Source organism: Sphingobacterium anhuiense (assembly GCF_042686355.1).
GTDB classification, from domain to species: domain Bacteria; phylum Bacteroidota; class Bacteroidia; order Sphingobacteriales; family Sphingobacteriaceae; genus Sphingobacterium; species Sphingobacterium anhuiense.
Genome location: NZ_JBHUPE010000001.1, coordinates 234,803 through 251,157 on the forward strand (window position 1 = coordinate 234,803; position 16,355 = coordinate 251,157).

Below are 16,355 nucleotides of genomic sequence, written 5' to 3' on the forward strand. Positions count from 1 at the left end.
GTATATATAATGAAAATAAACATCAAGATCTTCCTATTATTACTGAGCAGCTGTTTGCTTACTATAGCCTGCTCAAAGACTGAAGAAACAGAGATCCTTATAGCTCCCATGGAAGTCAGCTCCATGCCAATCACGATTAATAATGAATCGCAGATTACTTTTACTGGCAAGATTGATCAAATCAATAAGGAACCCATAATGGCCATGGGATTTATACTTTCTGAAAAATCAGCATCGGGCGGAACGGTCAACAAAGAGATTGCCGTTGATCCAAAGGAACTAGGGGCTGATAAGACGCTTAATTACACCTATAATTCTGAAAAACCCTTTGATATCGACAATTACTATTCTTACAAGTTTTATGTCAAAACAAAGAATGGCTATTACAGTAGTAAACCTATGCATTTTACACTAGATAACATCAAGGTCGAAACAGAAAAAACAACTTTGGCTTATCTCGGTGAAACGCTATCTTTCAAAGGGAATTTTAAGCAATTTAAGGAAACTTACTACCTCAGTATCAACTCAGAAGCAGGACAGCGACTTGAATACTCTTTTAAAGATAACCATACGACACTCCTAGTCACCATGCCAAAAAGTGGTTTTACACAAGACCAAAAATTTTCGATCACCTTATGTAAAGCGATCAATGGTATGCCGTACACCTATAGTAAGCAATTAACTGAAATCAAGGTCGTTGCTAGAATTAACCCACCCAGTAAATACAACTATGCCTTTAACGAAACCATCCCGATCACTGGTCTGGGCCTCCCTGAGTACTATGCGGAAAACCTGTTTCTACTGGTAGACGGACACCGGATCCAATATTATGGCAACTATCTATATCTCAGCCAAATTGAGAACCTACGCGGAAATAGCTTTAAGTTTGGATATGTAAATGGTCGAGATAGTGTGATTTTCGATAAACCATTAACAGTACAACAGCCGTCGGGAGATTTGATTAATATACGTGGCGAGCACACGCACCCTTACAGTGACCTGTTTGTGGATGGCCTTGATTTTTATAAATACTTTAATTTAAAGATCGAACAGGCTTCCTTGGGAGAACAAAAGCTTCCTCTTTCGATCTATAGCCAAGGTCAGGAATTATTGTATCTTCATGTTCCTGAAAACACAGCAGAAGGGAACTACGCCCTAAATCTTGTTGGCGGGCTAAGCAAAGTCAGCAGCAGTAAAAAATTGACCATAAAAAAATTCAACTGGGACAGCATTAATAAAAACAGCTTTTATTCCGGCGATACCATTCGGGTAAAAGGCAATTTTTATGATCATATTGGTTATGGAATGGTATTTGGAAACTTTGATATGACTGATCACGCCATGATCAGTAATGGTTCTGTAGCTTTTCTGGTTCCAAATATTACTCCAGGCAAATACAAGATCAAAATCTATTATGGCCTTTCATCGTCGCTTAAAAGAATATATGCACCACAGGAAATAAGTATCGAGGTTTTAACACCAACCCTAAAAAACTTAACCTCCATGCTCAAAAAACCAGAAAACACGATCAGTATATCTGGCCAAGGTTTGTATTCATCTTTCAAATATTATCTCGGTAATTATCAACTCCATGCGAGTATAAATGAAGATAAAAAATCGGGATATCTTTATTTCTGGGATGATATACCAGCAGGAAAGTACAAGTTATCCATGGTCACAGAATATGGTAAAATAGAAGCAAAAGACTTAATCGAAATCCAAAAATAAGCGCGATGAACTTCAATAGAAAACTCCTATATCAATTTTTATTCATCATTGTTGCAACAATAATATCCTGCAAACCTGAAGAAATAATCATCGATAAAACAGCAATTACTGTACAGACCCTCGACGCTGGAGAACTCAAAAGTACGCAGGTCACCTTATATGGTGAAATAGGATATCTGAATGATGAAACCGTTTTGGATCATGGTTTTATTATCAGAACGCTGCGTTCTTCTGATTCAAAAATAATTTCTTTAGGCAACAAACCTGAGTTAGGTATTGTGAAACACACCCTTATGGGTAATTTTGAAATTGGTCAGGGTTATAACTGCACATATTACTTAAAAACTGATCAAAAAACTTATGAAGGCAATCCTGTATATTTTACCGTAAATGATATTTATGTAGACAATGCAAAGGTTAGATATAGTTCCATTGGCGATACGATGTCAATCGCGGGAAATTTTCATCAAGTAGACGCAAGCTTTAAGTTACTTTTAGGTACTAGTTATACTGCGTTAGATGTCGCTTATAAACTGGATGCAAAAAAAGAAAAACTCACCTTTGTCATTCCCAATAAGGAGTTTTATCATGGTGATAAAATACGTGTCAGCTTTTCCAAAAACATACAGGAACAACAGTTTACGCAGTATCTGTGTGACTTAACCATAGCTGCTCGGCTTTTACCCCCAAAAGTAGGCCCGCATTATTTCTATCAACCGATCGAATTAAAAGCCACAGCATTACCACGTTATAATGATTCTTTCAAGATCATCATCAACAATAAAGTGCTTCGATTTGAATCTGAAATCTACCCAAGTACTTTGGACTTAAAAGGAAGTTCCTATAAGCTGGGTTATATCTGGGGTAAGGATACGATTTATCTCAAAGAAACTTGGGATTTTGAAAAACCTGATATGAGCCGGGTATCCTTTTTAGACAAAATCATTCATCCACATGGTCATACCGATATTACAGGATTTGATTATGACAAGTATTTACTCAACTCCAAATTTTCCGCTAAAATCGGAAATGCTCCAGGCTATTTCGATTCGAATCTATTTGAAGGAAATATAGGCTTTCGGATCGAAGAAGTAGCCGATGGAAAATATCCCGTTTCGTTTATCAGTGATGTCTATGGCGAATTAAAAATCAACGAGTTGTTAACCGTCCAAAAGTTAAAGATTAATAGTGTAGACGTTGGCGAAGGATACTACGAAGACCCCATCCGAATCAAAGGGAATTTCCTACCTAACCAGGTTTATACCATATCGCTTGGTGGGCAGCAGGTTTATTTTGGCCAACCCATTTCTGGAGATTTAGTCTTTCCATGCCCATTTCAATTTGCAAAAGGTAAAAATATGATTGAAATCGGTTATTCAAATTATGGTGGAAATCCATTCATTATCGACACCCGTGCTATACAAATCAATGGCATAGAAATAAAAAGTTTCTACCCCACCCAAGGTGCTCCAGGAGATCTGGTCACTATTAAAGCAAAAGGACTAAATTCCAATTATTATCAGATTGGTATCGGAGGAATGGCAACCACTCCTTTATTCGTAAAAAATGGTGAAGCACAGTTCATTATCCCAATCGTTTCTAAAAGAGGTAAGACAAAGATCAGTTTTTACGTAGATGGGAAAGAATTCAGGTCTACTGATGATTTTGAAATCATCTAATTTCAAAAGGAACTGATAACAATTTAAACAAATGAAAAGGAAGCCACGTTATGATCATACGTGGAGCTTCCTTTTTCATTATCAGATCTTACCTCTACTGAAAAGCCAAAGAGTTCGATACATGCTCTATCAATTTCTAAAAGTATCTCATTGTGATAAACCCGATTAGATCCCACATAGTCTTACCATTAGCAATGATTTAATTACGATATGAGGACCTTCTATACCCCGATATATGCGAGGTAACCGCCGACTAACATAAATACCACAAAGATTAAGAAAGCACGGATGATCACCCCTCTCGTATTGATTTCCTTTTTCATATTTCAAATATTTATTAAGTTTACTGCTCAGCTACTAATGCACCGATTCCTGCTAAAAACACTGCTCGGGTAGCTCCCGCTACTTGTCTTGCTGTTGTGGTAATGGAGCTATTGGAGTATCAAAGCATGTAAATCCAGGAGGTGGAGGTTCGCCTCTTAATCCATTTGATTAATAATTATAATAGCCACTGTAGTAATTGGCTATTATATTTTAATCTTGTTCTCTCATATTGATAACCATACAAAAACTAAACATACGTTGATTTTCTATGTAAGTTCGTATTAGCCTCCATTACACGTTTATTTCTCGAACGACAAGAACCACATAGCATTCTCGCGCTAGACTTATGAATGGGCTTCTAGTATTGAAATACTGAATATATTGTAATACTTTTGGATATGAAAGGAATCAAGGTAATACTACTGCTTTTAATTTTGGCGCTAAGTGGCAAAGCTAAAATTTATGCACAAGAAGATACAGCATTAAATAGCGCATTAGAAAAGATGGTAAAAGCAAATTTGACTGAGAATGCTACTGAACTTATAAAGTACACATCACCCCGATTAGTAAAAGCTATGGGAGGTAAAGAAAAAGCGATAAAACTGTTAAAACAGAGTTTTTCCTCCCAAAGGACAGATATTGCAAAGTTGGACAGTGTAATAAATTAAATGTAGCTAAATTAGGCTCTATCAATTATAAATTCATTCCTCAGATCATTGTAATGCGAATGCCTGGTAAAGATAATATAGTTATTGGTATCACCAATTTAATGGCTATAAAAGAAAACGCAAGTTCTGGCTGGAAATTTATGGATATTAATGACTTTGATGAAGCTAAAATAAACTATTTGCTTCCCGAATTTAAAAATAAAATCTCATTTCCTAAAAAGTTAGCAGAAAAGCCACTAGTCATTCCTAAAGAGGAACTACAACCATCATTACAAATGCTGCTAAATGCATTTGATGGGGCGCTGAATAAAGCATCAGCAGAATAGGAAACAATACTATAATGTTCTCAAATTTTGTTATTACTCACAATTGTTTTTATATACGATGCTATTTGTAAAAATTAATTTAACAAAAATAGATTAATGAATAAATTTATTCTAATAACAATTTCTTCTTTAGTGGGATTGACAACTTGTAACGCCCAGGAATTTATTGGCATAAAAACAACATATACGACTTCGAAAGAAGTTGATCGGGCCAGAAAAATAATACATAGGGATTGGTTTGGGCCTCTAATAGATCAAGATCCAATACTAATAGGCCCATTACAGCGCAATACAGCTTATTTTGAAATAGACTACAAATTGAAGGGTGTCATTAATAAAGGCTTTCTATCCATTACTAATAAAAATCTTAATACTAAGAACCGCACTATTGATCAAATTATTAAATCTGATATTGACTGGTATTTTCAAGACACAGATTTAGAAGATCGAGTGACTGGCTTTATGAGAAGTACAGTAATTCAAGCCGGTTATTATTTTGACAATTCATCTCCCATTATTTGCATTTACTTTTTAAACAATAACACAAAGGAAATAGTTGCTGCAAGTATAGATATCCTTGGCACAAAGGATGAGAAAATAGGTTTCACTAAAGATTTTATTATGAAATATGCAATGATAAAATGGAAAATAAAGATGTAATTGAGTTCAAGTTAATTGAATCATCCATCAAATAGACATTTTTTCATTATTAAAGTATAAAAAACTTAAGTACCCTTATAAGTATTTTTATCACATAATAACAAACCACAATGCTTAAAAATGTGCCGATAAACGGCCATAAGCTAAATAGTAATAAATCAAAACTTCCGTCAGTCATAATAGCTAATATACAATTTATTGCGATGTAATAAAACATCTCTAATGACAACGACACACAACTTTTAAAAGAAGAATATTCTTGAACTTCCGCCTAAATAAAGTGATGACAGACAAATAAAGGAGCATGAATCGCCTGCCATTTCAAATTGAATATGGAGGGATTATTTTATATAAAAAAGCATTATAAATAATTTTTTTTATGAACTTTTTTCAGAGACAGTTGTTTTATTATTGAAAACTATAGCAAACCTGCTTTTTATAAAGCAGAAAATAAATCGACGTAGTACAGTATTAAATCCAAATGCACCCAAAACTTTTGGATGACGAAACAAAAAAGAGGAAACGATAAGAAACATAAAAAAAATTACTGTACATCAAAACGTCAAGATAAAGGGTCTAATGAAAATTAGGCCCTTTTGACTTTAAACTAAAGGATAACATACCGCTACCCTTTTAGTACCAATAAAGATTGTGATTGATTTAATAACTACTGCTTTCTCCTTGATTTCAACTAACAATGGACTAGTCAGACAACTAACTTCTGTATCTCCAGAGCCATCAATTTTTATAGAATACCTACCAATGGAAAGCCATAAACTTAAATTTTAACGAAAATGCGTGCTCTATAAAATGCTAGCAAGATCAAAAAAACAAGTGTAAAATTACCTGTTGTCAAAATGAGTTGTTTATAAGCCGGCAGCATATTTTCTAGACCATAAGTCAAAGAATGTACGACAGATCTAAAATTGATCATCTCCCCTAAAAAATAAGCAACGATTGAATTCATGCCATAAATCTTCAGCCATTGGAAAGGCTTCAAAACTTTTTTCAGGTCGATAATATAGTAAAACACAGCCATCATCAAAAAGCAGATCCCTCCGGAAAAGAGCGTCATACTACTTGTCCAGATCCGTTTTATAATCGGCATCTGTAAACTCCATAATAATCCGATCGCCAGACAAACAACCCCCGTCAAAACTAAATGCCAAAAAACACGTTTCGGATTAGTCTTTATCCCAGTTTTCATCATCTTCCCAGCAAGACACCCCATCATAACGGTTACCGAAAAAGTTAAACTGCTCCATATCCAGCTATAATCGTATTGATCAGAAAAAATAGCATTTCCATTCTTCCAGTACGCACCATCCATAAATCCGCGCAAAAGCATTCGATCCACTTTAATCGCAAAATTCGACTGCGCCGAATAATCCCCGTCCAATAAAAAAGGTATAGCATATACGATCAGTAATACTATAGCGATCATAACGACCTTACGAATCCCCAGATTCAGGTATAGAATTGCCGTTACGACATAGCCCATCGCAATCGCCTGTAACGTATTGGAATATAATTTAAACTGTTGCCAGTCCCAGGACAATAGATTCCCCTGCATCACCATACCTAAGATCCATAAGATTAAGAACCGTTTGAAAATATGACGGTAGATCGGCCCGGTAGGTAATCCTTTTTTATTATCCAAAGAAAACGGAATTGTTATCCCTGTCATAAATAAAAACAGGGGCATAACCAGGTCCCAAAAACGAAACCCGATCCATATTTCATGATCAAATTGACGCAATAAACTATGGTAATAAATATTATCCCAAACCTGTCCGACACCAATTAAAATAGGTTGCAGACCAACGAGTAAGAAAAGATCAAACCCACGAAGTACATCTAACGATTCTAAACGATTTGATTTATTTGAAAGCATATCCATCCCATTATTTAATTTATCGATTTTATTTCTTTCAGATCCGTCTTGACATCTTTTTTAGACATTTTTTCAATTTCAATCACCGCATCTGCACCCCCAAAATCGTTATTTCTAACGGTAACATTTTTAGCGCCTATCAATTGGATTTCAGCTCGCTTGTCGCCCGATTTCATAAAATTTGTCCTCACAATCTTATTATTATTAAACAATAATCCATCTGTACTTTTTACCGACAAGACCGGATAATCATAGACTTTGAAGTGGTTATTTTCTATTTTAATATTCTTATGCACCCAATAATTAGGTAAAAATGCACTGTTTTGCGGAGAGATCTGAATGATATAATTTCCTGGATAAGAATTATAAGCGCAGTTTTCAAATAAATTATTTTCAATCGTGACATCCTGTACCGGACCAGATTCAAACCAACCCAATGCATCATTTTCAATTAAAATGGCGTGCATACCAATGCCTATAAAAGCATTATTTTCGATGATCACTTTTTTACGGGTTGTCACCAGAATTCCTCTCGTATTCGTTCTTTCAAAACGAGAATTTCTGATCGTTACCGTAGGTGTAGCCGTTATATTCTCCAGAAAAGTACCCACTTGCACAGCTTTAGAAACGGGTTTATCCAATTCGACCAGCATCTCCCTTTCAGAAACAAGTGAAGCTTTTTTAATAATGCCCTCATTAAAAACCTGAAGCGTTGCCGGTTGCACAAATCCGATCGTATCTCCTTCATGAAATGCCATAAACCCATAACTTTGACCATGCATAAATCGAAGCTTCAATGCCGTTGTCGATACCACTTCAACCACTTTTAAATGTGTTCCATGCACATTGATGGGGTCATCATGCATACCTTTAAAACGGCAATTATCAACGATAACTTCCCCTTTACAACCAGAAAAATGCATACCGTCGGCAGAAGAAGCCATCACGCGGCCACTATGCATAGCAGGTTCGACATATACATGATCGTAATGTAGATTTTCAGAAAACTGCGAGACAATACCTAATCCCTGCATATAGTGCATATAAACATGATCCAGCACAATATCCTTCGACTCATAGACCAATGCCCCCACATAATCGCGATAAGTATCCCGAACCGTTAAGATATCACCAGATTTCCCCTTAAACTTTGAAAAATCACCGGTGAATTTCACTTTTAAAGGTGCAATGATCTGGGCTTTACTATTTCTAAAAGGTATCCAGCTGCTGTATACATTAATACCCTTTACCGTATCCACCAATATTGCGTGGAAGTTTTTGCTCACCCATTTTTCTCCGTACCATGCTAAGGTATTATCGATAATATCAAATTTAGCATCGGGATGCACATTTCCGATCACATACTGAGAAGTTGCCTCCACAATAGTAAGTTCAGACATACCAGGTCGCTCATAATCGATTTTAACATTTTGAATCCGGATATTTTCACAGTTGTCCAAAATCCAGGAAATCATTTTTCCATGAAAGATAAAAGTAGCATTGTTGCCTTCGATGGTGATGTTTTTCATTCCCTTTAAGTAAAGACCTGCCCGTTGCTTCTTGGACGGATATTCTTTCTCAGTAGAAGTATTGCTAATATAGTAAACATGCTCTTCCGCTTGATCTGGCCAAAAATCATATCTCCCTTCCGGAAAATTAATCACCGAACTCGTTTCATTGCGAGCTGCCTCGATAGCCTTACGTACTGCAGATGTCGCATCCGAGAAACTATTAGGTATAGCACCATATTCGGTTACGTCGATCTTCTTTTGTGCTTGGAGTACATTATTGACAAATAGCGCAGTCACCAGCAACAAATAACTTATTTTCATATCATTAATCCTATTTAAGTAAAAACAAATCCATTAAAAAAACGTATCCTTGGTCATAGGCCAAGGATACGATCACTACATATTATTGCGCCATACAAGCGTCCGACTTATTTAAATGATGTGGTACCACCACCTTTTAATGTCAGCTCCATTTTAAGATTAGTTTTCCATTTTCCTCTTGTAAAATCAGGCACATCAATTGAATCAGAGCGCTTTTTAACCGATTGCTCACTTAATGGGGCGATTACACTCCATAAAGCGGCATCATATACGTCTTGATCAAGCGGTAGACCATTCCGCAGACAATCAATCAACCGCCAGTCCATCATCATATCCATACCGCCATGTCCACCTATTTTTTTTGCCATCTCACCCACTTTCTGTACAATTTCAGGTCTAAATTGTTCTTCCAGACATTTCATCTCATCAGAAGAGATCCAATCATGTCCAAAAGCAATCCGCTCCGGTTCCGGCCATTTTTGTGCAATGCCCTTTGTACCAGAAATCTGATGGATACGTGAGTACGGTCTTGGGCTGGACACATCGTGCTCCACTACAATTGTACGACCTTGAAAAGTTTTGATAGTCGTCACATTCATATTACCACGATAAGTATGTTTTGCAAAAGGTTCATAGAATGGATCTTTCGCCGCCAATGATTTAGCAAGAGGTTCCATACTGAAATCTTTTGAAGACATGGATGTCAAATATTCCATTTTATCACCTCTATTGATATCCATGATCTGACAGATCGGTCCCAACCCGTGGGTTGGATAAAGATTACCATTCTTAAAATTTTCCTTTAACCGCCACATATCGTAATAACTGTTCTTTCCAAAATTTTCATGGAGCAGATCATGTATATAAGCACCTTCACCATGGATAATTTCTCCGAAAAGCCCCTGTCGAGCCATGTTTAAAGTCATCAGCTCAAAAAAATCATAGCAGCAGTTTTCCAGCATCATGCAATGCTTTTGATATTTCTCCGATGACTCCACCAACGCCCAGCAATCATCCACTGTCGTGGCAGCAGGCACTTCGATCGCCACATGTTTACCTGCTTTCATGGCATAAATCGCTATTTTCGCATGTAAAGACCAAGGTGTGCAGATATAAACCAGATCGATGTCCTGCCGGTCACAGAGCTCCTTCCACGCTTCTTCCTTATCCGCGTATACCGCAGGCTTTTTACCGCCTTTTACTCCATTGGCAGATTTTTCAGCATAGCTTCTTCTGATATCACAGATGGCATTAATTTCCACACCCTGAATATGGTCAATCCGGTAAACAGCAGAAGCACCCCGGTTTCCCACGCCAATAAATCCAATCCGCACCACATCAAGCTTTGGCGCAGCAAAACCACACATATTGTTCTGCGATTTTAAATTATGTACTGCAGCATCAGTCCAAGTTTCCTCAGCGGGATTAGCCATTAACTTATTTCCCATTATCCCTAAACTTGTCAAACCTGCCAAGCGGATAAAATCTCTACGAGAAGTTTCCATTATCGTTTTTTAAAATTCTTTCTTAATTATTTCTTAAATGACACGACCTTGATTGTCCATGTTTTAGCATTCCCATTTGCCGCTGTAACCTGGTACTGCCATTCCTTGGTTAGATCTACCGGATCACCTAATTTAGGAGCACTACCTATAGGAGCAATTTTTGCAGCGGTCGATATATCCATATACATCCACAAATAATTCTGCATCAGCTTATTGCGGACTTCCTCCGTAAAAGTACCAGACGCTTGCGGTACGTCAATAGACAATTCGATCGTATTGCTATTTGCAACGACATTCTTCTGCACATTCAGTCGCTGATAAGCGACCACCGGTTTATCATTCAATATTTTACCACTTTCATAGCGGTATTCGACATAAACATTATCAATATTATTCACATCCCAGCTTTCATACTCCGGTAATCCCTTTTTAAGACAACCGTTCAGTAGCACCAGGATCATAGCTGCGAAGCCTATTATCTGTATTCTTTTCATTTTCATTATCTTTAATCATTAAAACTTACCAACCTGGATTCTGAAGACCAAAATTTGGATTACGATCCAGAAAAGATTGCGCTATAGGAAACAGATATCTTCTCGAAGCATCAAATTCACGTACGTTATTCGACGAAAAGAAAGCTCCCGATACAATTGAAAAATGTTTTCTATCCTTACTCATATCCATCACCTGTGGAAGGGCCGTCAATTCAGGAATTGTAGCACCCGAAGCTAAACCATGATTGGCATTGCCCCCATATCTCCCCCATCGCAACAAACTCCAGTAGTAGTCATTTTCTAAAACAAGATCCACTCTTCGCTCCCTTTTATAATCTGTCCACGCTGTGGCTAGATCTGACAGTTTCGCGGGTGGCAGTTGACCATGGGTAACCCGTGTCTGATTCAACAACTCAACCGCTTTCGGTAAATTTTGCTGTAACAAGTAAGCTTCGGCCATATTAAGATATACCCGTCCCAAACGCGTAGACACATAGTGATAATCCGTTGGCACACCGACGTAGATGCGCGGGTTAACATTATTGTACACCCCTTTTCGCCAATACATATTCGTCAAGGAAGTATAATAGGCCTGACCGTTCAATTTCATCCAGCGCCCCGCATTTCCTTTCACATCCGTAGTTAATGTTTCGCCATATAAAACTGCTGAAGAGTCACTCAATACACTAGCATTCCAACGAGCATCCCTACTTGCATTCGTTATTTTCCAGATGGTCTCCGTTTTACCGGGCTTGATCGACCCCCGTTTCACTTCCGACTCACCCGCTGCTTTTGGTATCAGCGATGTCGCAATTGTTGCCTGTTCATCCACCGCATTTTTATACTGCGAAGTTTCATACCAGCGCACAGCTTTCTGTTTATCTTGATCGTCTATCACTAAATAATCATCGGTCAGATTCATCGAAGGTCCATGATCACCCCAGGCTTCAAAAATGCGGATCGAAGATTTCAATAATGGAGTAGCCCCCGCTAACTTGATATTATCATTATTCAGATTTGGGATCATCACCTGCATCGGTGTTCCATCGCAGGTTGTATTGATCGCTTTACGGTAAACCCCAAAAATAATTTCGTTTGAATTTGGTTTCACTTCGTTGAACATCGCCCCGTATTCGGCCTCCAATTGATATCCGCCAGACTTCACAATCTCACCATATTGGATCACTTTCGCCAATAAAGGATTGTTTGGTGCCACCGTATTAGCCTGTGGATAACCTTCATAAGCAAGCGCCTGTAAACAGACCTCCGTTAACATTGCCGCCGCGACATATTTATTAGCTCTACCGTTTATTTTTGCAGTTGCAAGTCCTTCAACGGCATCTTCCAGATCTTTAATAATATAACCATAAGATTCCGTCGGATTTTTTGTCGCCGGCAGCATAAGCTCATCATTTGGTGTCAGTACCTTATCGATCCAAACAATCCGACCAATTCTTCTTGCTACATGGTAATAAGACATCGCTCTTAAAAACTTTGCTTCCGCGATCAATTCTTTCTTATCTGCCTCGCTAATCCCTGCAGATGCACCGACATTCTGAATAATCAAGTTACAACGACGTACATTTGCCCAGTTATTAAACCCCATATCTGACGTTCGGTCCAACCGTTCTGTAAATACATTTGCCGCACCATTATAGGTGCCATCCATGCTGATCAGATTCATGGTCCAGGCATCCGTTGCAGGACCCCCGTTAAAATTATTCATGATACCGTAAGTGCCGAAAATAAACGTCTCGGCATTGGCACGATTTGTCCAGATAACTTCCTCTCCCACTTTATCAAAAGGCTGTGTATCCAGCACATCCTTACATGAGTTTAAGGATAAAGTCAACATGAATAAAGCAGCCGATATATAGGTAATCTTTTTATTATTTTTCATATACATTAAACTTAAAATCCAACATTTACACCAATAGAAATTGTACGCTGAATCGGGTAATTTTCATTATTTTGATCCGATTCCGGATCCACAAAATATTTCTTCGTATTCGAAATGGTCAGCAGATTGGTACCACTCGCAAAAACCCGGAATTGTTTAAATTTTGTATTCTTCAGCAACTGTGATTTTAGGTCATAGCCCAATTGAAAATATTTTAAGCGCACAAAACGAGACGGTAATATCCAAAAATCACTACTCACAAAGTTATTTCCGCCATTGACGCCAGAGGTAGATACCTGCCTTGGGAACAGCGCATCGGTATTGTCTGTACGCCAGTAGTCCTGTTGAAATCCGTATATAAGCATATTATCAGGATTACTGCCCTGCATTATTCCACCTAAATAGCGATCCCTGTTACCAGAACCCATTATTACTGCAGACAGTGACCAGGCTTTATATCCAAGATCGATTGTTGTACCATAATTGATTCTAGGGAATGAGGCATTACCGATACGGGTCTGATCATTGCCATCAATTTTACCATCGCCGTTAAAATCTTGATAGCGCAAATCACCGGCAATCACATTGATCGAACTGATCCGTCGGGCACCATACAGTAAATCTGCATTATCCTGATAAAACCCTTGACTGGTATATCCCGTTGCAACCCCCAGATTAAGCGTTCCGGATTCCCTTGTATATGGATTTTTAAGCGCTGCATCATCCTCTCCGGGATTACGTTCCCACAGTTGGTTGAAATAAGTAAAGTTAACACCTAGTTTATACGAAAAATCGCCCTTTCTATCATTCCAGGTCAGATTAAACTCCGCCCCATGTCTACGCATCGCTCCCGGATCAAAGTTTATAGGAGGAAGCCCAATACCTAAGGTGGCAGCATAACGTGTATCTGCTACCACATACCCAGTGGTACGTTTATAGAAATAATCAAATGAACCACTTAAACGACTATTAAGGGAACTGAAATCCAATCCGATATTTCGTTCGCGGATACTATACCAAGAAAACATCGTACTTGGAAGGCTCCCCGGCTCAGAAGTTCCCTGCACCGGTCGGTCATTGACCACCCATGTATTTGCATTGATGGAGTACCCTGGTACATATGAAAACGGCGTAATTCCTTCTGCACTACCTACCAGACCATAAGAACCTCTTATCTTCAAATAATTCAAGATATTACGCTCTTTCAGCTCTTTAAAATAATTTTCTTCAGACAAGGCATAACCACCTGAAAAGGCATAAAATGTACCCCATTGTTTTTGTTTTGGAAAAAGATCCAGCCCATCATAACGCAAGGATGCATCTACGAAATACTTAGCATCATAATTGTAAGATAGACGCCCCACATAACCCGCACGTCCACTTTCAGATTCCGAACCACTGGCCAGTTGGTTTACTGTAGGTCCTGCCACAAATTGATCAAACAATATTTGATATTGCTGACGTGTTGCCGATACCGAGCTGCCTAAATTTTTAGCTTGTTCATATACTCCAGTAAAATCCACATTATGCTTACCAAACTGTCGGTTATAAAGCAAATAACCTTGTAATAACAGCGTACTTCCATCACCACGCGTTGCGGTTAGATTCGGTGGATTTCCCAATATGGGTGTTTTACTGCCATTCGCATAAGAGGGAGCAGTCAAGTTCCAGGATTTATTTTTTGAATTCCACATGTTATAGTTTCCATTGGCCTTTAAGGTCAATCCTTCTAAAAAAGGAGCTGTATATTCTAAGGAAAGAATACCATTAAAAATCCTCGAATTGAACTTATAATATCCCGACTGGTCGGATAGTTCTACCGCAGGGTTGTCCGTTGTATTTGCCGAAGGAAGACCAAATTCATTATAGGCAAGCTGTGAAGATTTTCTTTGCTGAATATGCTGAAAGAATGCGCCATAAGAAGAAGCCGTAGACGAACTTGGAAGTATATTATCTTCGACGTAACCATCCAATCCCGTAGTCACTTTCAAGTTCACCTCTTTAAAGTTACTCACCGTATTCAAACGATAGGTAATACGCTTATTATGGTTATTATCTGTCCGCAGGTTACTGTTTTGATTATAGTAAGATCCCGAAGCAAAATAAGTTAATTTTTCAGTTCCAGAAGTTACAGACAAATCGTGTCGCTGTTCAGAAGCAAAATCCTTCATTCCAACTTTTCTCCAGTCGGTATTTGGATACTCAAATGGCTTTTCCTGTGTTCTGTAAAATTCCAGGATATTTTCCGGAGTAGGTATCTGTAAACCCTCAAATTTGTATACATCATTGATTGTTTTCAAATTCTCATAGGAACTCAATTTTTTGGGAAAAATAGTCGGTTGAGAAATCGTTTCATTAAATGTATAGTTGATATCCATCTGCCCATTCTTTCCCTTTTTGGTGGTTACCAAAATAACACCATTTCCACCTTGTGCACCGTAAAGCGCTGTAGCGGCAGCATCTTTTAATACCGAATAGCTCTGGATATCACCAGGGTTGATATTCACAAAGTCATTAGCAGAACGAATCACATTATCGATTACATACAGCGGTGTACCCGCACCACGAATAGAGACCGAGCTTTTAGCTCCCGGAGCACCCGAACTACTGGTTACTATAACACCCTGTATACGACCTGCAATACCATCATTGATAGACTGAACCGGTAATTTAGCGACATTGTCGATATCTAGGGTACTGATAGAACTGTTGATATTCTTACGGTTACTATTACCATAACCAACCACAATAACTTCATCCAAAGCCGCTACATCGCGAACCATTTTAATCAATAATTCATTTTGACCAGCTTTCACCTCCTGGATAAAAAAACCTATATATTTAAGTACAATGGTCGCATTTGGTTTACAGTCCGTCAATGTAAATAAGCCATTTTCGTCTGTCGTCGTACCATTTAAGGTTCCCTTTTCAAGTACCGTAGCACCGGCTATCGGCTCTCCTTCTTCATTGACGATTTTACCTTTTACGGTCAGTTTTTGTACAGATAAATCTTTCTGTGGTAACAAATAGATCATACCGTTCTTGATTTTATAAGAAATGGCATATCTATTTTTTAACACATTAAGTGCTTCCTCTAAGTTTACATTTCTAAAATCAGCATCAACAGTACCAACAGATTCTATAAAATCAACATTATAAAAAATATCATGATTTGACTGCTGTTTAATTTGTTCCAGAACTTCTGCTAATGGCGCATTTTTCAGGTGTAGATTTATTTTTTGGGAATACGCAGCTCCATAAGAGGTTAAAGTTCCCAAAAGTGTTAACATGGCGATTAATTTCATAATCAGTAAGTCATACATAATTGGTCTATGCTTAAATTTT

At 37.9% G+C, this 16,355-nt stretch carries 11 protein-coding genes; 5 read left to right on the forward strand and 6 right to left on the reverse strand.

What is annotated here, in order from left to right:
* Positions 1 to 9 precede the first annotated feature (9 nt).
* From ACFS6I_RS01015 to ACFS6I_RS01035, 5 genes are all read left to right on the forward strand, one after another.
* Positions 10 to 1,728 carry a hypothetical protein gene (locus tag ACFS6I_RS01015; RefSeq protein WP_380917482.1) on the forward strand — a complete coding sequence of 573 codons (1,719 nt, stop codon included), beginning with the start codon at positions 10 to 12 and terminating at the stop codon, positions 1,726 to 1,728.
* Positions 1,729 to 1,733: 5 nt separating this feature from the next.
* Positions 1,734 to 3,407 carry an IPT/TIG domain-containing protein gene (locus ACFS6I_RS01020; RefSeq protein ID WP_380917484.1) on the forward strand — a complete coding sequence of 558 codons (1,674 nt, stop codon included), beginning with the start codon at positions 1,734 to 1,736 and terminating at the stop codon, positions 3,405 to 3,407.
* Positions 3,408 to 4,129: 722 nt separating this feature from the next.
* Positions 4,130 to 4,399 carry a hypothetical protein gene (locus ACFS6I_RS01025; RefSeq protein WP_380917486.1) on the forward strand — a complete coding sequence of 90 codons (270 nt, stop codon included), beginning with the start codon at positions 4,130 to 4,132 and terminating at the stop codon, positions 4,397 to 4,399.
* A gap of 59 nt (positions 4,400 to 4,458) precedes the next feature.
* Entirely contained in the window at positions 4,459 to 4,725 is a 267-nt protein-coding gene (locus ACFS6I_RS01030; RefSeq protein ID WP_380917488.1) for a hypothetical protein, read from the forward strand.
* 96 nt (positions 4,726 to 4,821) lie between these two features.
* A complete protein-coding gene (locus ACFS6I_RS01035) occupies positions 4,822 to 5,385 on the forward strand; it encodes a hypothetical protein (RefSeq protein ID WP_380917490.1) in 564 nt (187 codons plus the stop codon).
* 778 nt (positions 5,386 to 6,163) lie between these two features.
* Here ACFS6I_RS01035 and ACFS6I_RS01040 read toward each other — a convergent pair.
* The 6 genes from ACFS6I_RS01040 to ACFS6I_RS01065 all read right to left on the reverse strand — a co-directional run bounded on the left by ACFS6I_RS01040 (position 6,164) and on the right by ACFS6I_RS01065 (position 16,315).
* Complete coding sequence (locus ACFS6I_RS01040; RefSeq protein ID WP_380917492.1) at positions 6,164 to 7,279, reverse strand: acyltransferase family protein; 1,116 nt, start codon at positions 7,277 to 7,279, stop codon at positions 6,164 to 6,166.
* A gap of 14 nt (positions 7,280 to 7,293) precedes the next feature.
* Positions 7,294 to 9,111, reverse strand: coding sequence for an alpha-1,3-galactosidase-related protein (locus tag ACFS6I_RS01045; protein WP_380917494.1), 1,818 nt, complete (start codon positions 9,109 to 9,111; stop codon positions 7,294 to 7,296).
* Positions 9,112 to 9,218: 107 nt separating this feature from the next.
* Entirely contained in the window at positions 9,219 to 10,616 is a 1,398-nt protein-coding gene (locus ACFS6I_RS01050; protein WP_380917496.1) for a Gfo/Idh/MocA family protein, read from the reverse strand.
* 26 nt (positions 10,617 to 10,642) lie between these two features.
* Entirely contained in the window at positions 10,643 to 11,110 is a 468-nt protein-coding gene (locus ACFS6I_RS01055) for a DUF5018-related domain-containing protein (protein WP_380917498.1), read from the reverse strand.
* 25 nt (positions 11,111 to 11,135) lie between these two features.
* Complete coding sequence (locus ACFS6I_RS01060; RefSeq protein ID WP_380917500.1) at positions 11,136 to 13,010, reverse strand: RagB/SusD family nutrient uptake outer membrane protein; 1,875 nt, start codon at positions 13,008 to 13,010, stop codon at positions 11,136 to 11,138.
* Between the two features lie 11 nt (positions 13,011 to 13,021).
* A complete protein-coding gene (locus ACFS6I_RS01065; protein ID WP_380917502.1) occupies positions 13,022 to 16,315 on the reverse strand; it encodes a SusC/RagA family TonB-linked outer membrane protein in 3,294 nt (1,097 codons plus the stop codon).
* Between the last annotated feature and the right edge of the window lie 40 nt (positions 16,316 to 16,355).

Bases quoted from the DNA above. Each gene is read 5' to 3' on its own strand.
- ACFS6I_RS01015 (WP_380917482.1), top strand. From the start codon at position 10: ATGAAAATAAACATCAAGATCTTCCTATTATTACTGAGCAGCTGTTTG.
- ACFS6I_RS01020 (WP_380917484.1), top strand. From the start codon at position 1,734: ATGAACTTCAATAGAAAACTCCTATATCAATTTTTATTCATCATTGTT.
- ACFS6I_RS01025 (WP_380917486.1), top strand. From the start codon at position 4,130: ATGAAAGGAATCAAGGTAATACTACTGCTTTTAATTTTGGCGCTAAGT.
- ACFS6I_RS01030 (WP_380917488.1), top strand. From the start codon at position 4,459: ATGCCTGGTAAAGATAATATAGTTATTGGTATCACCAATTTAATGGCT.
- ACFS6I_RS01035 (WP_380917490.1), top strand. From the start codon at position 4,822: ATGAATAAATTTATTCTAATAACAATTTCTTCTTTAGTGGGATTGACA.
- ACFS6I_RS01040 (WP_380917492.1), bottom strand. From the start codon at position 7,279: ATGCTTTCAAATAAATCAAATCGTTTAGAATCGTTAGATGTACTTCGT.
- ACFS6I_RS01045 (WP_380917494.1), bottom strand. From the start codon at position 9,111: ATGAAAATAAGTTATTTGTTGCTGGTGACTGCGCTATTTGTCAATAAT.
- ACFS6I_RS01050 (WP_380917496.1), bottom strand. From the start codon at position 10,616: ATGGAAACTTCTCGTAGAGATTTTATCCGCTTGGCAGGTTTGACAAGT.
- ACFS6I_RS01055 (WP_380917498.1), bottom strand. From the start codon at position 11,110: ATGAAAAGAATACAGATAATAGGCTTCGCAGCTATGATCCTGGTGCTA.
- ACFS6I_RS01060 (WP_380917500.1), bottom strand. From the start codon at position 13,010: ATGAAAAATAATAAAAAGATTACCTATATATCGGCTGCTTTATTCATG.
- ACFS6I_RS01065 (WP_380917502.1), bottom strand. From the start codon at position 16,315: ATGAAATTAATCGCCATGTTAACACTTTTGGGAACTTTAACCTCTTAT.